The organism is Vibrio fortis, from assembly GCF_024347475.1.
GTDB classification, from domain to species: domain Bacteria; phylum Pseudomonadota; class Gammaproteobacteria; order Enterobacterales; family Vibrionaceae; genus Vibrio; species Vibrio fortis.
Map to the genome: position 1 here is coordinate 305,902 of NZ_AP025487.1, position 23,812 is coordinate 329,713.

The window sequence follows — 23,812 nt, forward strand, 5'->3', positions numbered from 1 at the left end:
CAAAAAGTTATAAAACATACTTTTCTATTCTTTCTTGTTATTAAAAGGAGTGGTTAATCTATCGTCACGCAATGATTAGGGATGTCGTGACCATGTCTTTAAATAAGAAAGAGTCTTCACAGAATAACGCACAAGCAGGTAGCAATGAACTACCGGGCTTAGCTGCACCATTAAATGATCAACAATTAGGTCATCTTCAACAGAGTGTTTCAGAACTTTCACCGCAACAGCTTGCTTGGGTAAGTGGTTATTTATGGGGTGTAAGCCAAAACCAACCTTCAGCGGCAGCAGCACCAATTGCTCAAGCAGCAGCTGTGGTTGCGGCTAAACCTGCAGGTAAGCTAAGCATCATCTTTGCTTCTCAAACGGGTAACGCAAAGGGTGTCGCGGAAGCGCTAGAATCTGAAGCAAAAGCACAAGGCATTGCGGTTGAGCTGTTTGACGCGAGTGACTACAAAGGTAAGAACTTAGCGAAAGAAACACACGTTATCTTGGTTGCTTCAACCAACGGCGAGGGCGAAGCCCCTGATAACGCGATTGAACTGCATGAATTCCTTCAGTCGAAGAAAGCTCCTAAGCTACCGAACCTACAATACGGTGTCATCGGTCTAGGTGACTCAAGCTATGAGTTCTTCTGCCAAACTGGTAAAGATTTCGATAGTTTCCTATCTAAACTTGGCGCGACGCCATTTATTGATCGTGTTGATCTTGATGTGGACTATGAAGCACCAGCAGAAGAGTGGCGAGCATCAGCACTTGAGAAAGTGAAAGAGGCACTCTCTTCTGGTACAGAGGCTGAAGTCGTTCAACTTCCTGTAGGCCAACAAGCTGCCGGTCATAGCCTTTACACTAAACAGAATCCTTATACAGCAACGCTGCTTACCAGCCAAAAGATCACAGGTCGTGATTCAGGTAAAGACGTTCGTCATATCGAAATCGATCTGGACGAGTCGGGTATTACTTACCAACCGGGTGACGCATTGGGAGTGTGGTTTGAAAACAGCTCAGAACTCGCGAATCAAATCCTAGCGAAAGTAGGTCTTTCTGGCGTAGAGAGTGTTGATGTCGATGGTGAGAGCCTTTCTATCCATAGCGCTCTAGTAAGCAAGTATGAGATCACGGCATCGAACCCACAACTCGTGACTAAGTTCGCAGAGTTATCGGGCAGTAAGAAACTAGCTAAGCTGGTGGAAGACAAAGACAAGCTTCGTGAATACGCGAGCAATACTCAAGTTATTGACGTTCTAGCAGAGAAGAAAACAAAACTAACTGCCGAGGAATTGGTAGGTCTGCTACGTAAGCTCACTCCGCGTCTTTACTCAATTGCATCAAGCCAATCTGAGGTCGATGAAGAAGTTCACCTAACAGTAGGTTTAGTGGAATACCAAAAAGGTGATGAGTCTCGTCAGGGTGGCGCATCAAGCTTCTTAGCTCAGCGCTTAGAAGAGGGTGGTGAAGTGAAAGTGTTCGTAGAGAACAACAGTAACTTCAAACTTCCTCAAGATGATGCAACACCGATCATTATGATTGGCCCAGGCACAGGTATCGCCCCATTCCGTAGCTTCATTCAAGAACGTGACAACAATGGTGCAGAAGGTAATAGCTGGTTGTTCTTTGGCGACCGCACTTTCACTCAAGACTTCTTATATCAAGTCGAGTGGCAGAAATACTTGAAGTCTGGCGCGTTGACCAAACTTGATGTGGCATTTAGCCGTGATCAGCAAGAGAAGGTTTATGTTCAAGACCGTCTTATCGAACAAGCTGAGCAAGTATGGCAATGGCTACAAGAGGGTGCTTACCTCTACGTATGTGGTGATGCGACGCGCATGGCGAAAGATGTCAATGAAGCCCTAATCTCAATTGCACAAGAGCAAGGCAAGCTTAGCCGCGAGAAAGCTGAAGAATTTATTAACGATCTACGTAAAGCAAAACGTTACCAAAGGGATGTGTACTAATGAGCAAGCAAGTAATAGAGCAAGAAGTATTAGGCCAAGTGCTTGGCCCATTAGCAGACAACGAACGCTTAAAACGTGAAAGTAATCATCTGCGTGGCACTATTGAGGCTGATCTACAAGACCGCATCACAGGTGGCTTTACTGCAGATAACTTCCAGCTGATTCGTTTCCACGGTATGTATCAACAAGATGACCGTGATATCCGTAACGAGCGTGCTAAGCAAAAGTTAGAACCGCTACATAATGTGATGCTTCGTGCACGTATGCCGGGTGGCATCATTACACCTAAGCAGTGGCTAGCAATTGATAAATTCGCGGATGAGAGCACTTCGTATGGTTCTATCCGACTCACTACGCGTCAAACGTTCCAGTTTCATGGTGTTTTGAAGCCAAATATCAAGTTGATGCACCAAACGCTAAACAGCATTGGTATTGATTCGATCGCGACAGCGGGTGACGTAAACCGTAACGTGCTATGTACGACTAACCCAGTTGAATCAGAGCTTCACCAAGAGGCTTATGAATGGGCTAAGAAGATCAGTGAGCACCTTCTACCAAAAACGCGTGCTTACGCTGAGATCTGGCTAGATGGTGAAAAGCTAGAAACGACAGATGAAGAGCCGATTTTAGGTAGCAACTATCTACCTCGTAAATTCAAAACAACGGTAGTGATCCCGCCACAGAATGATGTGGATGTGCACGCTAACGATCTTAACTTCGTAGCGATCGCTGAAGAAGGCAAGCTGGTAGGCTTTAATGTGCTTGTCGGTGGTGGACTAGCAATGACTCACGGTGATACGTCTACTTATGCACGTAAAGCGGATGACTTTGGTTTTGTCCCAATAGAAAACACATTAGATGTGGCAGCCGCTGTTGTAACTACGCAGCGTGACTGGGGTAACCGCTCCAACCGTAAGAATGCAAAAACTAAGTACACACTAGATCGTGTTGGTATTGATGTCTTTAAGGCAGAAGTGGAGAGACGCGCTGGTGTTAAGTTCTCTGATAGCCGCCCTTATGAGTTTACTGGGCGTGGCGATCGCATTGGTTGGTCTGAAGGTATCGATGGTAAATTCCATTTAGCACTATTCATCGAGAACGGTCGTCTACTGGATTTCCCAGGTAGGCCTCTGAAAACAGGTGTTGCTGAAATCGCTAAGATTCATAAAGGCGACTTCCGCATGACAGCAAACCAAAACTTGATTGTAGCGGGTGTACCTAAGAGCCAAAAAGCCAAGATCGAGAAGCTCGCTCGTGAATATGGTCTGATGGATGATGCGGTAACTGAGCAACGTAAAAACTCAATGGCATGTGTGGCATTCCCAACTTGTCCATTGGCGATGGCAGAAGCAGAACGCTTCCTTCCTGAGTTCGTGACTGATGTGGAAGATATCCTTAAGAAGCACAACCTGCCGGAAGACGACAACATCATTTTGCGAATCACAGGCTGTCCAAATGGTTGTGGTCGAGCGATGCTAGCGGAACTTGGCCTCGTCGGTAAGGCACCGGGCCGTTACAACATGCACTTAGGAGGTAACCGAGCGGGTACACGAATTCCTAAGATGTATAAAGAGAACATCACCTCTGCACAAATCCTTCAAGAAATCGATGAGCTGGTGGCTCGTTGGGCAAATGAAAGAGAAGAGGGCGAAGGATTCGGTGATTTCACTATTCGCGCTGGCATCATTGAAGAAGTGATCATTTCTAAGAGGGATTTACATGCATAATTCTGTGACTTCTAAATTGAAGTTGGCAGATCTGCTTGCATTAACCAAGACGGAGCAAATCCTCCGTCTTTCAGAAATCAATGCTGAGTTAGAGACGCTAACCGCTCAACAAAGAGTTAAGTGGGCACTAGAGAATCTAGAAGGCAATCACGTTGTCTCATCTAGTTTTGGTATTCAAGCGGCGTTAATGCTTCACCTTGTGACCCAAGCGAAACCGGATATTCCTGTGATCTTAACGGATACAGGTTACCTTTTTCCTGAAACGTACCGCTTTATTGATGAGTTGAGCCAGCAACTGACGTTAAACCTTCAGGTCTTCCGAGCGAAACAAAGCCCGAATTGGCAAGAAGCGCAATACGGTAAGTTATGGGAACAAGGCTTAGAAGGGATAGAAAAGTACAACAAGCTGAATAAAGTTGAGCCAATGAGGCGTGCACTGGATGAGCTTGATGCAGGAGTTTGGTTCTCGGGTTTAAGAAGAGAGCAATCTAAGTCCCGTGCCAACCTTCCTATTCTATCTATCCAAAACGGTGTGTTTAAGTTCTTGCCTGTCATCGACTGGAGTAATAAAGATGTTCACTATTACCTAGAAGAGCATGGTTTGAGTTATCACCCACTTCGAGAAGAAGGTTACTTATCTATTGGTGATACCCACACTACGAAAAAGTGGGAACCGGGTATGACCGAAGAAGAAACGCGGTTTAACGGTCTAAAGCGCGAATGTGGTCTCCATGAAGATGATGGAGAGCAATACGGTTCCGGTATTTAATCCAACTTACATTGAAAAAGCTGCTTTTAAGCAGTTTTTTTTGTGTTTGTAGAATATAAAAAACATCATTTGTGGATAACTCTGTGGGTAGCTTGTAGTTCGATTGGGGTTAAACTTGCATAAATATGGCTTTGAATGTTATTTCTGCACTTAAGCGTTATTTTTGCAATTTTCTTGAATTAAAGCTTGCCAATGTGAGGAACATCTCTATAATGCCGCCTCACTGACACGGCAGACGCCACAAGGCTTCAGCGAAGAATGTTAGTTCGGCAACTAGCTTAAAGCGATATTTCGCTTCTACTTTTAGAAAGTAGAAATTAATTTTCAAAAAGTGTTTGACACTGAGAATTAAGTCGCTAGAATAGCCGCCTCTTCCGAAGTGATGTAAGTCACAACGAAGAAAAGCTCTTTAACAATTTAAACCTATCAATCTGTGTGGGCACTCGTTGATGAATATCACTAAGTTTGTTTTCGCTTTTATAAGCAAAGGCAAACAGATACTTCGGTATCAAAATGATTTCAATGAACTGAGTGACCAATTAAGACTTCGGTCTTAGCACAGTCAATTCACAGTCACTATTCGTAAGCTTTTTGCTAAAACGAATGGGGAATGTAATCAGTATTCGTTGAGTCACAAAATCTTAAATTGAAGAGTTTGATCATGGCTCAGATTGAACGCTGGCGGCAGGCCTAACACATGCAAGTCGAGCGGAAACGAGTTATCTGAACCTTCGGGGAACGATAACGGCGTCGAGCGGCGGACGGGTGAGTAATGCCTAGGAAATTGCCTTGATGTGGGGGATAACCATTGGAAACGATGGCTAATACCGCATAACGCCTACGGGCCAAAGAGGGGGACCTTCGGGCCTCTCGCGTCAAGATATGCCTAGGTGGGATTAGCTAGTTGGTGAGGTAATGGCTCACCAAGGCGACGATCCCTAGCTGGTCTGAGAGGATGATCAGCCACACTGGAACTGAGACACGGTCCAGACTCCTACGGGAGGCAGCAGTGGGGAATATTGCACAATGGGCGCAAGCCTGATGCAGCCATGCCGCGTGTATGAAGAAGGCCTTCGGGTTGTAAAGTACTTTCAGCAGTGAGGAAGGGGGTGTCGTTAATAGCGGCATCTCTTGACGTTAGCTGCAGAAGAAGCACCGGCTAACTCCGTGCCAGCAGCCGCGGTAATACGGAGGGTGCGAGCGTTAATCGGAATTACTGGGCGTAAAGCGCATGCAGGTGGTTTGTTAAGTCAGATGTGAAAGCCCGGGGCTCAACCTCGGAACTGCATTTGAAACTGGCAAACTAGAGTACTGTAGAGGGGGGTAGAATTTCAGGTGTAGCGGTGAAATGCGTAGAGATCTGAAGGAATACCAGTGGCGAAGGCGGCCCCCTGGACAGATACTGACACTCAGATGCGAAAGCGTGGGGAGCAAACAGGATTAGATACCCTGGTAGTCCACGCCGTAAACGATGTCTACTTGGAGGTTGTGGCCTTGAGCCGTGGCTTTCGGAGCTAACGCGTTAAGTAGACCGCCTGGGGAGTACGGTCGCAAGATTAAAACTCAAATGAATTGACGGGGGCCCGCACAAGCGGTGGAGCATGTGGTTTAATTCGATGCAACGCGAAGAACCTTACCTACTCTTGACATCCAGAGAACTTAGCAGAGATGCTTTGGTGCCTTCGGGAACTCTGAGACAGGTGCTGCATGGCTGTCGTCAGCTCGTGTTGTGAAATGTTGGGTTAAGTCCCGCAACGAGCGCAACCCTTATCCTTGTTTGCCAGCGAGTAATGTCGGGAACTCCAGGGAGACTGCCGGTGATAAACCGGAGGAAGGTGGGGACGACGTCAAGTCATCATGGCCCTTACGAGTAGGGCTACACACGTGCTACAATGGCGCATACAGAGGGCGGCCAACTCGCGAGAGTGAGCGAATCCCAAAAAGTGCGTCGTAGTCCGGATTGGAGTCTGCAACTCGACTCCATGAAGTCGGAATCGCTAGTAATCGTAGATCAGAATGCTACGGTGAATACGTTCCCGGGCCTTGTACACACCGCCCGTCACACCATGGGAGTGGGCTGCAAAAGAAGTGGGTAGTTTAACCTTCGGGAGGACGCTCACCACTTTGTGGTTCATGACTGGGGTGAAGTCGTAACAAGGTAGCCCTAGGGGAACCTGGGGCTGGATCACCTCCTTATACGAAGATATTCACGATAAGTGTCCACACAGATTGATATGGTTTAGAAAGTTAAGAGATATCTTAGTGTCCCGTTCGTCTAGAGGCCTAGGACACCGCCCTTTCACGGCGGTAACAGGGGTTCGACTCCCCTACGGGATACCATCTTTAAGTATTCTCCTTTGAGAGTCTTTAAAAATGGTTACTTCATTAAGAAGTGATTAGCTCTTTAACAATTTGGAAAGCTGACTGATTTAAATAACACAGTTATTTAAATCAAATTAAAAGTTCTCAATGTTTATCCTTTGGATAAACACAACACAAACACATTCAAGTGTCTTGTATTCGATTCAAATCTAATTTGAATCACCATTGAGTCCGGCAAACACGTAATAAGAATTAACCCTTCTTGTTACAACCAAAAACCTTGGTTAGTTGCCATACTAGTTTGTTTTCACTTTTCAAAAGTGAAAGTAAAACAGAGACCCTTTCGGGTTGTATGGTTAAGTGACTAAGCGTACACGGTGGATGCCTTGGCAGTCAGAGGCGATGAAGGACGTATTAACTTGCGATAAGCCCAGATTAGGTAGTAAAAACCTTTTGAGTCTGGGATTTCCGAATGGGGAAACCCACTTACATAAGTAAGTATCTTGTTGTGAATACATAGCAACAAGAGGCAAACCGGGGGAACTGAAACATCTAAGTACCCCGAGGAAGAGAAATCAACCGAGATTCCGAAAGTAGCGGCGAGCGAAATTGGATTAGCCCTTAAGCTTTTAATGATGCAGGTGAAGGCTCTGGAAAGTGCCGCAATAAAGGGTGATAGCCCCGTAACCGACACATCATAATCAGTGAAATCGAGTAGGGCGGGACACGTGATATCCTGTCTGAATATGGGGGGACCATCCTCCAAGGCTAAATACTACTGACTGACCGATAGTGAACCAGTACCGTGAGGGAAAGGCGAAAAGAACCCCTGTGAGGGGAGTGAAATAGAACCTGAAACCGTGTACGTACAAGCAGTAGGAGCGGGCATTGTCCCGTGACTGCGTACCTTTTGTATAATGGGTCAGCGACTTATATTCAGTGGCAAGGTTAACCGTTTAGGGGAGCCGTAGGGAAACCGAGTCTTAACTGGGCGTTCAGTCTCTGGATATAGACCCGAAACCAGGTGATCTAGCCATGGGCAGGTTGAAGGTTGAGTAACATCAACTGGAGGACCGAACCGACTAATGTTGAAAAATTAGCGGATGACTTGTGGCTAGGGGTGAAAGGCCAATCAAACCTGGAGATAGCTGGTTCTCCCCGAAAGCTATTTAGGTAGCGCCTCGGACGAATACTACTGGGGGTAGAGCACTGTTAAGGCTAGGGGGTCATCCCGACTTACCAACCCTTTGCAAACTCCGAATACCAGTAAGTACTATCCGGGAGACACACGGCGGGTGCTAACGTCCGTCGTGGAGAGGGAAACAACCCAGACCGCCAGCTAAGGTCCCAAAGTATAGCTAAGTGGGAAACGATGTGGGAAGGCTCAGACAGCCAGGATGTTGGCTTAGAAGCAGCCATCATTTAAAGAAAGCGTAATAGCTCACTGGTCGAGTCGGCCTGCGCGGAAGATGTAACGGGGCTAAGCTATACACCGAAGCTGCGGCTGCACACTTTAGTGTGCGGGGTAGGGGAGCGTTCTGTAAGCCGTTGAAGGTGGTCTGTAAGGGCTGCTGGAGGTATCAGAAGTGCGAATGCTGACATGAGTAACGATAAAGGGAGTGAAAAACTCCCTCGCCGGAAGACCAAGGGTTCCTGTCCAACGTTAATCGGGGCAGGGTAAGTCGACCCCTAAGGCGAGGCCGAAAGGCGTAGTCGATGGGAAACGGGTTAATATTCCCGTACTTCTTACAATTGCGATGGGGGGACGGAGAAGGCTAGGTGGGCCTGGCGACGGTTGTCCAGGTTCAAGTACGTAGGCGGAAAGTTTAGGTAAATCCGGACTTTCTTAACGCTGAGATACGATGTCGAGCCACTACGGTGGTGAAGTCATTGATGCCATGCTTCCAGGAAAAGCCTCTAAGCTTCAGATTGTAAGGAATCGTACCCCAAACCGACACAGGTGGTCGGGTAGAGAATACCAAGGCGCTTGAGAGAACTCGGGTGAAGGAACTAGGCAAAATGGTACCGTAACTTCGGGAGAAGGTACGCTCTTATCGGTGAAGTCCCTCGCGGATGGAGCTGACGAGAGTCGCAGATACCAGGTGGCTGCAACTGTTTATTAAAAACACAGCACTGTGCAAAATCGTAAGATGACGTATACGGTGTGACGCCTGCCCGGTGCCGGAAGGTTAATTGATGGGGTTAGACTTCGGTCGAAGCTCTTGATCGAAGCCCCGGTAAACGGCGGCCGTAACTATAACGGTCCTAAGGTAGCGAAATTCCTTGTCGGGTAAGTTCCGACCTGCACGAATGGCGTAATGATGGCCACGCTGTCTCCACCCGAGACTCAGTGAAATTGAAATCGCTGTGAAGATGCAGTGTACCCGCGGCTAGACGGAAAGACCCCGTGAACCTTTACTACAGCTTGGCACTGAACATTGACCCTACATGTGTAGGATAGGTGGGAGACTTTGAAACCGCGTCGCTAGATGTGGTGGAGTCGTCCTTGAAATACCACCCTTGTAGTGTTGATGTTCTAACGTTGGTCCCTGAATCGGGATTACGGACAGTGCCTGGTGGGTAGTTTGACTGGGGCGGTCTCCTCCCAAAGAGTAACGGAGGAGCACGAAGGTGGGCTAATCACGGTTGGACATCGTGAGGTTAGTGCAATGGCATAAGCCCGCTTGACTGCGAGAATGACAATTCGAGCAGGTGCGAAAGCAGGTCATAGTGATCCGGTGGTTCTGAATGGAAGGGCCATCGCTCAACGGATAAAAGGTACTCCGGGGATAACAGGCTGATACCGCCCAAGAGTTCATATCGACGGCGGTGTTTGGCACCTCGATGTCGGCTCATCACATCCTGGGGCTGAAGTCGGTCCCAAGGGTATGGCTGTTCGCCATTTAAAGTGGTACGCGAGCTGGGTTTAGAACGTCGTGAGACAGTTCGGTCCCTATCTGCCGTGGGCGTTGGAAGATTGAAGGGGGCTGCTCCTAGTACGAGAGGACCGGAGTGGACGAACCTCTGGTGTTCGGGTTGTCATGCCAATGGCATTGCCCGGTAGCTAAGTTCGGAATCGATAACCGCTGAAAGCATCTAAGCGGGAAGCGAGCCCTGAGATGAGTCTTCCCTGGCGCTTTAAGCGTCCTAAAGGGTTGTTCAAGACTAGAACGTTGATAGGCAGGGTGTGTAAGCGCTGTGAGGCGTTGAGCTAACCTGTACTAATTGCCCGTGAGGCTTAACCATACAACACCCAAGGGGTTTTGATGGGCTCAAAACATTGTTTCCGCTTTAAAAGCAGAAGCAAACAAGAGCACTTGAATGAGTTTAGAGAATAACAGCTTTCCGAATTTTAAGAATTTGCTTGGCGACCATAGCGTTGTGGACCCACCTGATTCCATGCCGAACTCAGAAGTGAAACGCAATAGCGCCGATGGTAGTGTGGGGCTTCCCCATGTGAGAGTAGGACATCGCCAGGCTTTAATTTCGACTTGTCTCGATGAGACGAGTCAACATAGGATTTTAAGTAAAAAACTTAGAGTTTTATGTTGACTTACAGAGTCAATCGCGTATTATACGCATCCGCTTCAACGCTAAAGCGTTGATAGCAAAGCTCTTTAACAATTTAAACCTATCAATCTGTGTGGGCACTCGTTGATGAATATCAAAAATGAAACTTCGGTTTCAACTTGATTTCAATGAACTGAGTGACCAATTCGAATCGTAAGATTCGGCACAGTCAATTCAACATTACTATGTAATGTAATCAGTATTCATTGAGTCACAAAATCTTAAATTGAAGAGTTTGATCATGGCTCAGATTGAACGCTGGCGGCAGGCCTAACACATGCAAGTCGAGCGGAAACGAGTTATCTGAACCTTCGGGGAACGATAACGGCGTCGAGCGGCGGACGGGTGAGTAATGCCTAGGAAATTGCCTTGATGTGGGGGATAACCATTGGAAACGATGGCTAATACCGCATAACGCCTACGGGCCAAAGAGGGGGACCTTCGGGCCTCTCGCGTCAAGATATGCCTAGGTGGGATTAGCTAGTTGGTGAGGTAATGGCTCACCAAGGCGACGATCCCTAGCTGGTCTGAGAGGATGATCAGCCACACTGGAACTGAGACACGGTCCAGACTCCTACGGGAGGCAGCAGTGGGGAATATTGCACAATGGGCGCAAGCCTGATGCAGCCATGCCGCGTGTATGAAGAAGGCCTTCGGGTTGTAAAGTACTTTCAGCAGTGAGGAAGGGGGTGTCGTTAATAGCGGCATCTCTTGACGTTAGCTGCAGAAGAAGCACCGGCTAACTCCGTGCCAGCAGCCGCGGTAATACGGAGGGTGCGAGCGTTAATCGGAATTACTGGGCGTAAAGCGCATGCAGGTGGTTTGTTAAGTCAGATGTGAAAGCCCGGGGCTCAACCTCGGAACTGCATTTGAAACTGGCAAACTAGAGTACTGTAGAGGGGGGTAGAATTTCAGGTGTAGCGGTGAAATGCGTAGAGATCTGAAGGAATACCAGTGGCGAAGGCGGCCCCCTGGACAGATACTGACACTCAGATGCGAAAGCGTGGGGAGCAAACAGGATTAGATACCCTGGTAGTCCACGCCGTAAACGATGTCTACTTGGAGGTTGTGGCCTTGAGCCGTGGCTTTCGGAGCTAACGCGTTAAGTAGACCGCCTGGGGAGTACGGTCGCAAGATTAAAACTCAAATGAATTGACGGGGGCCCGCACAAGCGGTGGAGCATGTGGTTTAATTCGATGCAACGCGAAGAACCTTACCTACTCTTGACATCCAGAGAACTTAGCAGAGATGCTTTGGTGCCTTCGGGAACTCTGAGACAGGTGCTGCATGGCTGTCGTCAGCTCGTGTTGTGAAATGTTGGGTTAAGTCCCGCAACGAGCGCAACCCTTATCCTTGTTTGCCAGCGAGTAATGTCGGGAACTCCAGGGAGACTGCCGGTGATAAACCGGAGGAAGGTGGGGACGACGTCAAGTCATCATGGCCCTTACGAGTAGGGCTACACACGTGCTACAATGGCGCATACAGAGGGCGGCCAACTCGCGAGAGTGAGCGAATCCCAAAAAGTGCGTCGTAGTCCGGATTGGAGTCTGCAACTCGACTCCATGAAGTCGGAATCGCTAGTAATCGTAGATCAGAATGCTACGGTGAATACGTTCCCGGGCCTTGTACACACCGCCCGTCACACCATGGGAGTGGGCTGCAAAAGAAGTGGGTAGTTTAACCTTCGGGAGGACGCTCACCACTTTGTGGTTCATGACTGGGGTGAAGTCGTAACAAGGTAGCCCTAGGGGAACCTGGGGCTGGATCACCTCCTTATACGAAGATATTCACGATAAGTGTCCACACAGATTGATACGGTTTAGAAAGTTAAGAGACGATATTGGGTCTGTAGCTCAGCTGGTTAGAGCGCTCGCCTGATAAGCGGGAGGTCGGTGGTTCAAGTCCACTCAGACCCACCACTATCTTTTCCCAGAGATAGCGGTCAATATCGATTTCGTTGGGGCTATAGCTCAGCTGGGAGAGCGCCTGCCTTGCACGCAGGAGGTCAGCAGTTCGATCCTGCTTAGCTCCACCATCTTTAAGCATTCTTAGGAGTGTGTTTAAAAATGGTTCATTTCTTTAAATAGAAAGCGAATCTGCTCTTTAACAATTTGGAAAGCTGACTGATTTAAATAACACAGTTATTTAAATCAAATTAAAAGTTCTCAATGTTTATCCTTTGGATAAACACAACACAAACACATTCAAGTGTCTTGTATTCGAATCAAACTTAGTTTGATTCACCATTGAGTCCGGCAAACACGTAATAAGAATTAACCCTTCTTGTTACAACCAAAAACCTTGGTTAGTTGCCATACTAGTTTGTTTTCACTTTTCAAAAGTGAAAGTAAAACAGAGACCCTTTCGGGTTGTATGGTTAAGTGACTAAGCGTACACGGTGGATGCCTTGGCAGTCAGAGGCGATGAAGGACGTATTAACTTGCGATAAGCCCAGATTAGGTAGTAAAAACCTTTTGAGTCTGGGATTTCCGAATGGGGAAACCCACTTACATAAGTAAGTATCTTGTTGTGAATACATAGCAACAAGAGGCAAACCGGGGGAACTGAAACATCTAAGTACCCCGAGGAAGAGAAATCAACCGAGATTCCGAAAGTAGCGGCGAGCGAAATTGGATTAGCCCTTAAGCTTTTAATGATGCAGGTGAAGGCTCTGGAAAGTGCCGCAATAAAGGGTGATAGCCCCGTAACCGACACATCATAATCAGTGAAATCGAGTAGGGCGGGACACGTGATATCCTGTCTGAATATGGGGGGACCATCCTCCAAGGCTAAATACTACTGACTGACCGATAGTGAACCAGTACCGTGAGGGAAAGGCGAAAAGAACCCCTGTGAGGGGAGTGAAATAGAACCTGAAACCGTGTACGTACAAGCAGTAGGAGCGGGCATTGTCCCGTGACTGCGTACCTTTTGTATAATGGGTCAGCGACTTATATTCAGTGGCAAGGTTAACCGTTTAGGGGAGCCGTAGGGAAACCGAGTCTTAACTGGGCGTTCAGTCTCTGGATATAGACCCGAAACCAGGTGATCTAGCCATGGGCAGGTTGAAGGTTGAGTAACATCAACTGGAGGACCGAACCGACTAATGTTGAAAAATTAGCGGATGACTTGTGGCTAGGGGTGAAAGGCCAATCAAACCTGGAGATAGCTGGTTCTCCCCGAAAGCTATTTAGGTAGCGCCTCGGACGAATACTACTGGGGGTAGAGCACTGTTAAGGCTAGGGGGTCATCCCGACTTACCAACCCTTTGCAAACTCCGAATACCAGTAAGTACTATCCGGGAGACACACGGCGGGTGCTAACGTCCGTCGTGGAGAGGGAAACAACCCAGACCGCCAGCTAAGGTCCCAAAGTATAGCTAAGTGGGAAACGATGTGGGAAGGCTCAGACAGCCAGGATGTTGGCTTAGAAGCAGCCATCATTTAAAGAAAGCGTAATAGCTCACTGGTCGAGTCGGCCTGCGCGGAAGATGTAACGGGGCTAAGCTATACACCGAAGCTGCGGCTGCACACTTTAGTGTGCGGGGTAGGGGAGCGTTCTGTAAGCCGTTGAAGGTGGTCTGTAAGGGCTGCTGGAGGTATCAGAAGTGCGAATGCTGACATGAGTAACGATAAAGGGAGTGAAAAACTCCCTCGCCGGAAGACCAAGGGTTCCTGTCCAACGTTAATCGGGGCAGGGTAAGTCGACCCCTAAGGCGAGGCCGAAAGGCGTAGTCGATGGGAAACGGGTTAATATTCCCGTACTTCTTACAATTGCGATGGGGGGACGGAGAAGGCTAGGTGGGCCTGGCGACGGTTGTCCAGGTTCAAGTACGTAGGCGGAAAGTTTAGGTAAATCCGGACTTTCTTAACGCTGAGATACGATGTCGAGCCACTACGGTGGTGAAGTCATTGATGCCATGCTTCCAGGAAAAGCCTCTAAGCTTCAGATTGTAAGGAATCGTACCCCAAACCGACACAGGTGGTCGGGTAGAGAATACCAAGGCGCTTGAGAGAACTCGGGTGAAGGAACTAGGCAAAATGGTACCGTAACTTCGGGAGAAGGTACGCTCTTATCGGTGAAGTCCCTCGCGGATGGAGCTGACGAGAGTCGCAGATACCAGGTGGCTGCAACTGTTTATTAAAAACACAGCACTGTGCAAAATCGTAAGATGACGTATACGGTGTGACGCCTGCCCGGTGCCGGAAGGTTAATTGATGGGGTTAGACTTCGGTCGAAGCTCTTGATCGAAGCCCCGGTAAACGGCGGCCGTAACTATAACGGTCCTAAGGTAGCGAAATTCCTTGTCGGGTAAGTTCCGACCTGCACGAATGGCGTAATGATGGCCACGCTGTCTCCACCCGAGACTCAGTGAAATTGAAATCGCTGTGAAGATGCAGTGTACCCGCGGCTAGACGGAAAGACCCCGTGAACCTTTACTACAGCTTGGCACTGAACATTGACCCTACATGTGTAGGATAGGTGGGAGACTTTGAAACCGCGTCGCTAGATGTGGTGGAGTCGTCCTTGAAATACCACCCTTGTAGTGTTGATGTTCTAACGTTGGTCCCTGAATCGGGATTACGGACAGTGCCTGGTGGGTAGTTTGACTGGGGCGGTCTCCTCCCAAAGAGTAACGGAGGAGCACGAAGGTGGGCTAATCACGGTTGGACATCGTGAGGTTAGTGCAATGGCATAAGCCCGCTTGACTGCGAGAATGACAATTCGAGCAGGTGCGAAAGCAGGTCATAGTGATCCGGTGGTTCTGAATGGAAGGGCCATCGCTCAACGGATAAAAGGTACTCCGGGGATAACAGGCTGATACCGCCCAAGAGTTCATATCGACGGCGGTGTTTGGCACCTCGATGTCGGCTCATCACATCCTGGGGCTGAAGTCGGTCCCAAGGGTATGGCTGTTCGCCATTTAAAGTGGTACGCGAGCTGGGTTTAGAACGTCGTGAGACAGTTCGGTCCCTATCTGCCGTGGGCGTTGGAAGATTGAAGGGGGCTGCTCCTAGTACGAGAGGACCGGAGTGGACGAACCTCTGGTGTTCGGGTTGTCATGCCAATGGCATTGCCCGGTAGCTAAGTTCGGAATCGATAACCGCTGAAAGCATCTAAGCGGGAAGCGAGCCCTGAGATGAGTCTTCCCTGGCGCTTTAAGCGTCCTAAAGGGTTGTTCAAGACTAGAACGTTGATAGGCAGGGTGTGTAAGCGCTGTGAGGCGTTGAGCTAACCTGTACTAATTGCCCGTGAGGCTTAACCATACAACACCCAAGGGGTTTTGATGGACTCATAAGATATAAGCACTTGAATGAGTTTAGAGAATAACAGCTTTCCAGATTTTAAGAATTTGCTTGGCGACCATAGCGTTGTGGACCCACCTGATTCCATGCCGAACTCAGAAGTGAAACGCAATAGCGCCGATGGTAGTGTGGGGCTTCCCCATGTGAGAGTAGGACATCGCCAGGCTTCTATTTACTTTCATTTTTAGAAAAATGAAAACAAAATAGCGACTTTGCTTAGTATCTAAGCAAGTCACCATAAAGTTCTAAATAAATTTAGAGTTTTATGTTGACTTACAGAGTCAATCGCGTATTATACGCATCCGCTTCAACGCTAAAGCGTTGATAGTAAAGCTCTTTAACAATTTAAACCTATCAATCTGTGTGGGCACTCGTTGATGAATATCAAAAAATGAAACTTCGGTTTCAACTTGATTTCAATGAACTGAGTGACCAATTCGAATCGTAAGGTTCGGCACAGTCAATTCAACATTACTATGTAATGTAATCAGTATTCATTGAGTCACAAAATCTTAAATTGAAGAGTTTGATCATGGCTCAGATTGAACGCTGGCGGCAGGCCTAACACATGCAAGTCGAGCGGAAACGAGTTATCTGAACCTTCGGGGAACGATAACGGCGTCGAGCGGCGGACGGGTGAGTAATGCCTAGGAAATTGCCTTGATGTGGGGGATAACCATTGGAAACGATGGCTAATACCGCATGATGCCTACGGGCCAAAGAGGGGGACCTTCGGGCCTCTCGCGTCAAGATATGCCTAGGTGGGATTAGCTAGTTGGTGAGGTAATGGCTCACCAAGGCGACGATCCCTAGCTGGTCTGAGAGGATGATCAGCCACACTGGAACTGAGACACGGTCCAGACTCCTACGGGAGGCAGCAGTGGGGAATATTGCACAATGGGCGCAAGCCTGATGCAGCCATGCCGCGTGTATGAAGAAGGCCTTCGGGTTGTAAAGTACTTTCAGCAGTGAGGAAGGGGGTGTCGTTAATAGCGGCATCTCTTGACGTTAGCTGCAGAAGAAGCACCGGCTAACTCCGTGCCAGCAGCCGCGGTAATACGGAGGGTGCGAGCGTTAATCGGAATTACTGGGCGTAAAGCGCATGCAGGTGGTTTGTTAAGTCAGATGTGAAAGCCCGGGGCTCAACCTCGGAACTGCATTTGAAACTGGCAAACTAGAGTACTGTAGAGGGGGGTAGAATTTCAGGTGTAGCGGTGAAATGCGTAGAGATCTGAAGGAATACCAGTGGCGAAGGCGGCCCCCTGGACAGATACTGACACTCAGATGCGAAAGCGTGGGGAGCAAACAGGATTAGATACCCTGGTAGTCCACGCCGTAAACGATGTCTACTTGGAGGTTGTGGCCTTGAGCCGTGGCTTTCGGAGCTAACGCGTTAAGTAGACCGCCTGGGGAGTACGGTCGCAAGATTAAAACTCAAATGAATTGACGGGGGCCCGCACAAGCGGTGGAGCATGTGGTTTAATTCGATGCAACGCGAAGAACCTTACCTACTCTTGACATCCAGAGAACTTAGCAGAGATGCTTTGGTGCCTTCGGGAACTCTGAGACAGGTGCTGCATGGCTGTCGTCAGCTCGTGTTGTGAAATGTTGGGTTAAGTCCCGCAACGAGCGCAACCCTTATCCTTGTTTGCCAGCGAGTAATGTCGGGAACTCCAGGGAGACTGCCGGTGATAAACCGGAGGAAGGTGGGGACGACGTCAAGTCATCATGGCCCTTACGAGTAGGGCTACACACGTGCTACAATGGCGCATACAGAGGGCGGCCAACTCGCGAGAGTGAGCGAATCCCAAAAAGTGCGTCGTAGTCCGGATTGGAGTCTGCAACTCGACTCCATGAAGTCGGAATCGCTAGTAATCGTAGATCAGAATGCTACGGTGAATACGTTCCCGGGCCTTGTACACACCGCCCGTCACACCATGGGAGTGGGCTGCAAAAGAAGTGGGTAGTTTAACCTTCGGGAGGACGCTCACCACTTTGTGGTTCATGACTGGGGTGAAGTCGTAACAAGGTAGCCCTAGGGGAACCTGGGGCTGGATCACCTCCTTATACGAAGATATTCACGATAAGTGTCCACACAGATTGATACGGTTTAGAAAGTTAAGAGACGATATTGGGTCTGTAGCTCAGCTGGTTAGAGCGCTCGCCTGATAAGCGGGAGGTCGGTGGTTCAAGTCCACTCAGACCCACCACTATCTTTTCCCAGAGATAGCGGTCAATATCGATTTCGTTGGGGCTATAGCTCAGCTGGGAGAGCGCCTGCCTTGCACGCAGGAGGTCAGCAGTTCGATCCTGCTTAGCTCCACCATCTTTAAGCATTCTTAGGAGTGTGTTTAAAAATGGTTCATTTCTTTAAATAGAAAGCGAATCTGCTCTTTAACAATTTGGAAAGCTGACTGATTTAAATAACACAGTTATTTAAATCAAATTAAAAGTTCTCAATGTTTATCCTTTGGATAAACACAACACAAACACATTCAAGTGTCTTGTATTCAAAATTGAGTCCGGCAAACACGTAATAAGAACTAACCCTTCTTGTTACAACCAAAAACCTTGGTTAGTTGCCATACTAGTTTGTTTTCACTTTTCAAAAGTGAAAGTAAAACAGAGACCCTTTCGGGTTGTATGGTTAAGTGACTAAGCGTACACGGTGGATGCCTTGGCAGTCAGAGGCGATGAAGGACGTATTAACTTGCGATAAGCCCAGATTAGGTAGTAAAAACCTTTTGAGTCTGGGATTTCCGAATGGGGAAACCCACTTACATAAGTAAGTATCTTGTTGTGAATACATAGCAACAAGAGGCAAACCGGGGGAACTGAAACATCTAAGTACCCCGAGGAAGAGAAATCAACCGAGATTCCGAAAGTAGCGGCGAGCGAAATTGGATTAGCCCTTAAGCTTTTAATGATGCAGGTGAAGGCTCTGGAAAGTGCCGCAATAAAGGGTGATAGCCCCGTAACCGACACATCATAATCAGTGAAATCGAGTAGGGCGGGACACGTGATATCCTGTCTGAATATGGGGGGACCATCCTCCAAGGCTAAATACTACTGACTGACCGATAGTGAACCAGTACCGTGAGGGAAAGGCGAAAAGAACCCCTGTGAGGGGAGTGAAATAGAACCTGAAACCGTGTACGTACAAGCAGTAGGAGCGGGCATTGTCCCGTGACTGCGTACCTTTTGTATAATGGGTCAGCGACTTATATTCAGTGGCAAGGTTAACCGTTTAGGGGAGCCGTAGGGAAACCGAGTCTTAACTGGGCGTTCAGTCTCTGGATATAGACCCGAAACCAGGTGATCTAGCCATGGGCAGGTTGAAGGTTGAGTAACATCAACTGGAGGACCGAACCGACTAATGTTGAAAAATTAGCGGATGACTTGTGGCTAGGGGTGAAAGGCCAATCAAACCTGGAGATAGCTGGTTCTCCCCGAAAGCTATTTAGGTAGCGCCTCGGACGAATACTACTGGGGGTAGAGCACTGTTAAGGCTAGGGGGTCATCCCGACTTACCAACCCTTTGCAAACTCCGAATACCAGTAAGTACTATCCGGGAGACACACGGCGGGTGCTAACGTCCGTCGTGGAGAGGGAAACAACCCAGACCGCCAGCTAAGGTCCCAAAGTATAGCTAAGTGGGAAACGATGTGGGAAGGCTCAGACAGCCAGGATGTTGGCTTAGAAGCAGCCATCATTTAAAGAAAGCGTAATAGCTCACTGGTCGAGTCGGCCTGCGCGGAAGATGTAACGGGGCTAAGCTATACACCGAAGCTGCGGCTGCACACTTTAGTGTGCGGGGTAGGGGAGCGTTCTGTAAGCCGTTGAAGGTGGTCTGTAAGGGCTGCTGGAGGTATCAGAAGTGCGAATGCTGACATGAGTAACGATAAAGGGAGTGAAAAACTCCCTCGCCGGAAGACCAAGGGTTCCTGTCCAACGTTAATCGGGGCAGGGTAAGTCGACCCCTAAGGCGAGGCCGAAAGGCGTAGTCGATGGGAAACGGGTTAATATTCCCGTACTTCTTACAATTGCGATGGGGGGACGGAGAAGGCTAGGTGGGCCTGGCGACGGTTGTCCAGGTTCAAGTACGTAGGCGGAAAGTTTAGGTAAATCCGGACTTTCTTAACGCTGAGATACGATGTCGAGCCACTACGGTGGTGAAGTCATTGATGCCATGCTTCCAGGAAAAGCCTCTAAGCTTCAGATTGTAAGGAATCGTACCCCAAACCGACACAGGTGGTCGGGTAGAGAATACCAAGGCGCTTGAGAGAACTCGGGTGAAGGAACTAGGCAAAATGGTACCGTAACTTCGGGAGAAGGTACGCTCTTATCGGTGAAGTCCCTCGCGGATGGAGCTGACGAGAGTCGCAGATACCAGGTGGCTGCAACTGTTTATTAAAAACACAGCACTGTGCAAAATCGTAAGATGACGTATACGGTGTGACGCCTGCCCGGTGCCGGAAGGTTAATTGATGGGGTTAGACTTCGGTCGAAGCTCTTGATCGAAGCCCCGGTAAACGGCGGCCGTAACTATAACGGTCCTAAGGTAGCGAAATTCCTTGTCGGGTAAGTTCCGACCTGCACGAATGGCGTAATGATGGCCACGCTGTCTCCACCCGAGACTCAGTGAAATTGAAATCGCTGTGAAGATGCAGTGTACCCGCGGCTAGACGGAAAGACCCCGTGAACCTTTACTACAGCTTGGCACTGAACATTGACCCTACATGTGTAGGATAGGTGGGAGACTTTGAAACCGCGTCGCTAGATGTGGTGGAGTCGTCCTTGAAATACCACCCTTGTAGTGTTGATGTTCTAACGTTGGTCCCTGAATCGGGATTACGGACAGTGCCTGGTGGGTAGTTTGACTGGGGCGGTCTCCTCCCAAAGAGTAACGGAGGAGCACGAAGGTGGGCTAATCACGGTTGGACATCGTGAGGTTAGTGCAATGGCATAAGCCCGCTTGACTGCGAGAATGACAATTCGAGCAGGTGCGAAAGCAGGTCATAGTGATCCGGTGGTTCTGAATGGAAGGGCCATCGCTCAACGGATAAAAGGTACTCCGGGGATAACAGGCTGATACCGCCCAAGAGTTCATATCGACGGCGGTGTTTGGCACCTCGATGTCGGCTCATCACATCCTGGGGCTGAAGTCGGTCCCAAGGGTATGGCTGTTCGCCATTTAAAGTGGTACGCGAGCTGGGTTTAGAACGTCGTGAGACAGTTCGGTCCCTATCTGCCGTGGGCGTTGGAAGATTGAAGGGGGCTGCTCCTAGTACGAGAGGACCGGAGTGGACGAACCTCTGGTGTTCGGGTTGTCATGCCAATGGCATTGCCCGGTAGCTAAGTTCGGAATCGATAACCGCTGAAAGCATCTAAGCGGGAAGCGAGCCCTGAGATGAGTCTTCCCTGGCGCTTTAAGCGTCCTAAAGGGTTGTTCAAGACTAGAACGTTGATAGGCAGGGTGTGTAAGCGCTGTGAGGCGTTGAGCTAACCTGTACTAATTGCCCGTGAGGCTTAACCATACAACACCCAAGGGGTTTTGATGGACTCATAAGATATAAGCACTTGAATGAGTTTAGAGAATAACAGCTTTCCAGATTTTAAGAATTTGCTTGGCGACCATAGCGTTGTGGACCCACCTGATTCCATGCCGAACTCAGAAGTGAAACGCAATAGCGCCGATGGTAGTGTGGGGCTTCCCCATGTGAGAGTAGGACATCGCCAGGCTTTAAATTATGGACACTTGCTTAAAGCAAGTAAGCCACTGCGGAGTGGTAGTTCAGTTGGTTAGAATACCGGCCTGTCACGCCGGGGGTCGCGGGTTCGAGTCCCGTCCACTCCGCCACTTATTCGAGAGCCTCGCCTAGTGCGAGGTTTTTTCGAATCTACAGTATTGAAATTTTAGGGGTGTAGCTCCAATTGGCAGAGCAGCGGATTCCAAATCCGCGTGTTGGGAGTTCGAATCTCTCCACCCCTGCCATATATGAAGCCTCAGCAGAAATGCTGGGGCTTTTTTACGCTTGTTGTTTCTGTGAAGCAATGTTGGGATTACTAGGCGTCACCCTGCAACGCCCGCCCGGTCGAATCTTCCACCCCTACTACATTTAAAGGCTCTGACTTACGTCAGAGCCTTTAGCTTTCTGACACTGCAACCATACCATTCACAGAATAGCTGATTCTTCGATTACAAAAATAGCATGTACTGAGCGCAACTGCGCCAACCCAGTCGAACATCTGAGACACTAGCCTAATCTTCCTGCCAATACTAAAGCTAGAACTGTGTTGAAAGAACTAGGTATATCCTTCGCACGCTTGTTCGATCGAGTCTTTGAAGTGTCGGCGCAATCTAGTATTGCCATATTGAAGGCTCTAGTTGAAACACTAACGTATTTGTACTTTCTAAAGCTTGTGTTGGGAGTTAGATATTCTCAACTCTGCTATACACTGAACCCTCGGTAGGTATGCTAGGTGTTGTGTCTACGAAGCAGTGTTGAGATAGCAAGATGACTTGACTCTCCAGTTTTAGAGTTCTGTGGAATGGTGGGCTCTGGTGTTATTGAGGTCAAATACTACTCAATCCTAGATTGGTTCTAACTCGTTGGTACCTGATCTATTGAGATAAGGCTGTCTATCTCAAAAACGTGAGGCTTTCGGTAGGTGCTAAGATGTGTTGATGCGAAGAGTAATGATGGTTAGTAGATGGCTTGGGAGATAGGATAGAGGCTACTTAAGAAGCAGCCTCTGTATAAGGAAGGAGGTTATTCGTTTAGCTCTTTTTCTGCCAGCTTGGCTTTCTCAATCATAGGTGTGATTGTTGAGCCTTGGATTAAGATAGAGAATACAACGACAGAATAGGTCATAACTAGGATGATCTCTTTCACATCGATTAGCTTATCTTCAATTACCCAGATACCCGAAGGAATAGATAGTGCCATCGCGAGAGCCAAGCCGCCACGTAATCCTCCCCACGTAAGGATTTTAACTGACCATGGGTTATAGCTTCTAAAACGTTTAAAGCCAATGTATGACAGGAATACACTCAGGTAACGAGCAACTAGTACTAACGGTACTGAGAAAGCCATTAAGATCCAGTCTTCTTCGTGGAATTCGAAAAGTAGCATCGACATACCGATTAGTAGGAATAGCACGCCATTTAGAAACTCATCGACTAGCTCCCAGAAGTGGTCTAAATGATCTTCACTCTCTTTCGAGAAACCGATAAAGCGAGTCCAGTTACCAATCATGATACCTGATACCACCATAGCTAATGGACCTGATACATGAAGAACCTCTGCAAATGCGTAACCCGCAGTTGGGATGCCAATGGTCAGTAATAGCTCCATTGAGTGGTCGTCAGTGTTACTGATTAAGTAATGGAATAGAAGACCTAATGCAAAGCCATAAACAATCCCGCCAAGTGCTTCTTGGATAAATAGCATCGTTACGCTGCCTACTGTCGGAGCTTCGGTACCAAACGCGATAGTAAATAAAGTGACAAAGATAACCAGACCGAAGCCGTCATTGAAGAGTGATTCACCCTCAATCTGGGTCGAGATACGTTTTGGAGCGTCGAGTTTCTTAACGATCGCCAATACAGCAATTGGGTCAGTTGGAGAGATAAGAGAACCAAACAGTAAGCAGTAGATAAGATCAAACTGAATGCCGATTACTTGGCAGAATCCATATAGCACAAATCCAATGAAGAAAGTCGAGAACAGAGTCGCGCCCAATGCGAGCACTGTGATTTCCCACTTCTGATCTTTTAAGTTGGGCAATTTAATCCCTAGTCCACCTGCGAATAATAAGAAGCCTAGAATCCCTTTGAGTAGAAAATCTTCAAAGTTGATACTCGCTACTGTGTCTGACGCGATTTCAGACAGCTGAAACCAATCGTTTTGACCGGCAATCAAGATAATAAGTGAGAGCATCATCGAGCCAGCAGTAATGGCGATTGTGGTTTGCATCTTTCCTATCTTGCTGTTTACAAACGCTATCAACATAGCTGCTGCAGATAAAAAGCAGAGGGTATAGTAGACCGACATTGGATTTCCGATATGTAACAAAATATGAATATGAATTTTCGTCCTCTATAGCTCAAATAGCAAACGCTTTTTTGTCATAGATAAGTTATCAATTTCCCGTTTTAGA

At 48.2% G+C, this 23,812-nt stretch carries 4 protein-coding genes, 7 tRNA genes and 9 rRNA genes; 19 read left to right on the forward strand and 1 reads right to left on the reverse strand.

From position 1 onward, the window contains the following. The first annotated feature begins 92 nt into the window (after positions 1-92). From OCV50_RS01460 to OCV50_RS01550, 19 genes are all read left to right on the forward strand, one after another. A complete protein-coding gene (locus OCV50_RS01460; RefSeq protein ID WP_261903528.1) occupies positions 93-1,955 on the forward strand; it encodes an assimilatory sulfite reductase (NADPH) flavoprotein subunit in 1,863 nt (620 codons plus the stop codon). Then, positions 1,955-3,682 carry an assimilatory sulfite reductase (NADPH) hemoprotein subunit gene (gene cysI, locus OCV50_RS01465; RefSeq protein WP_261903529.1) on the forward strand — a complete coding sequence of 576 codons (1,728 nt, stop codon included), beginning with the start codon at positions 1,955-1,957 and terminating at the stop codon, positions 3,680-3,682. The genes OCV50_RS01460 and cysI overlap by 1 nt, the downstream gene beginning before the upstream one ends. Beyond that, positions 3,675-4,451, forward strand: a complete 777-nt coding sequence (locus tag OCV50_RS01470; protein ID WP_150872900.1) for a phosphoadenylyl-sulfate reductase — start codon at positions 3,675-3,677, stop codon at positions 4,449-4,451. The genes cysI and OCV50_RS01470 overlap by 8 nt, the downstream gene beginning before the upstream one ends. 643 nt (positions 4,452-5,094) lie before the next feature. Then, positions 5,095-6,647: ribosomal RNA gene (locus OCV50_RS01475) — 16S ribosomal RNA — on the forward strand. 68 nt (positions 6,648-6,715) lie between these two features. Then, a tRNA-Glu gene (locus OCV50_RS01480) sits at positions 6,716-6,791 on the forward strand. A gap of 336 nt (positions 6,792-7,127) precedes the next feature. Further along, positions 7,128-10,019: ribosomal RNA gene (locus OCV50_RS01485) — 23S ribosomal RNA — on the forward strand. 117 nt (positions 10,020-10,136) lie between these two features. Next, a 5S ribosomal RNA gene (gene rrf / locus OCV50_RS01490) occupies positions 10,137-10,252 on the forward strand. Positions 10,253-10,566: 314 nt separating this feature from the next. Further along, a 16S ribosomal RNA gene (locus OCV50_RS01495) occupies positions 10,567-12,119 on the forward strand. A gap of 66 nt (positions 12,120-12,185) precedes the next feature. Further along, a tRNA-Ile gene (locus OCV50_RS01500) sits at positions 12,186-12,262 on the forward strand. Positions 12,263-12,302: 40 nt separating this feature from the next. Further along, positions 12,303-12,378 (forward strand) — tRNA-Ala (locus OCV50_RS01505). A 340-nt stretch (positions 12,379-12,718) separates the two neighbouring features. Next, a 23S ribosomal RNA gene (locus OCV50_RS01510) occupies positions 12,719-15,610 on the forward strand. Positions 15,611-15,699: 89 nt separating this feature from the next. Further along, positions 15,700-15,815, forward strand: a 5S ribosomal RNA gene (gene rrf, locus OCV50_RS01515). A 348-nt stretch (positions 15,816-16,163) separates the two neighbouring features. Then, a 16S ribosomal RNA gene (locus tag OCV50_RS01520) occupies positions 16,164-17,716 on the forward strand. Between the two features lie 66 nt (positions 17,717-17,782). Further along, positions 17,783-17,859, forward strand: a tRNA-Ile gene (locus OCV50_RS01525). 40 nt (positions 17,860-17,899) lie between these two features. Next, a tRNA-Ala gene (locus OCV50_RS01530) sits at positions 17,900-17,975 on the forward strand. Between the two features lie 319 nt (positions 17,976-18,294). Continuing rightward, positions 18,295-21,186: ribosomal RNA gene (locus OCV50_RS01535) — 23S ribosomal RNA — on the forward strand. An 89-nt stretch (positions 21,187-21,275) separates the two neighbouring features. Next, a 5S ribosomal RNA gene (gene rrf, locus OCV50_RS01540) occupies positions 21,276-21,391 on the forward strand. The 16S, 23S and 5S rRNA genes sit together here with 7 tRNA genes alongside, the layout of an rRNA operon. Before the next feature lie 41 nt (positions 21,392-21,432). Next, positions 21,433-21,509: transfer RNA gene (locus OCV50_RS01545), tRNA-Asp, on the forward strand. A 58-nt stretch (positions 21,510-21,567) separates the two neighbouring features. Next, positions 21,568-21,644, forward strand: a tRNA-Trp gene (locus OCV50_RS01550). A gap of 778 nt (positions 21,645-22,422) precedes the next feature. On the opposite strand, the gene OCV50_RS01555 is transcribed toward OCV50_RS01550, so the two are convergent. Further along, the gene (locus OCV50_RS01555; RefSeq protein ID WP_261903530.1) at positions 22,423-23,706 is read right to left on the reverse strand and encodes a cation:proton antiporter; all 1,284 of its coding nucleotides are present in this window, start codon (positions 23,704-23,706) and stop codon (positions 22,423-22,425) included. Positions 23,707-23,812: the final 106 nt, after the last annotated feature.

Coding starts and splice junctions, on each gene's coding strand:
- cysI (WP_261903529.1), top strand. CDS start 1,955: ATGAGCAAGCAAGTAATAGAGCAAGAAGTATTAGGCCAAGTGCTTGGC.
- OCV50_RS01470 (WP_150872900.1), top strand. CDS start 3,675: ATGCATAATTCTGTGACTTCTAAATTGAAGTTGGCAGATCTGCTTGCA.
- OCV50_RS01460 (WP_261903528.1), top strand. CDS start 93: ATGTCTTTAAATAAGAAAGAGTCTTCACAGAATAACGCACAAGCAGGT.
- OCV50_RS01555 (WP_261903530.1), bottom strand. CDS start 23,706: ATGTCGGTCTACTATACCCTCTGCTTTTTATCTGCAGCAGCTATGTTG.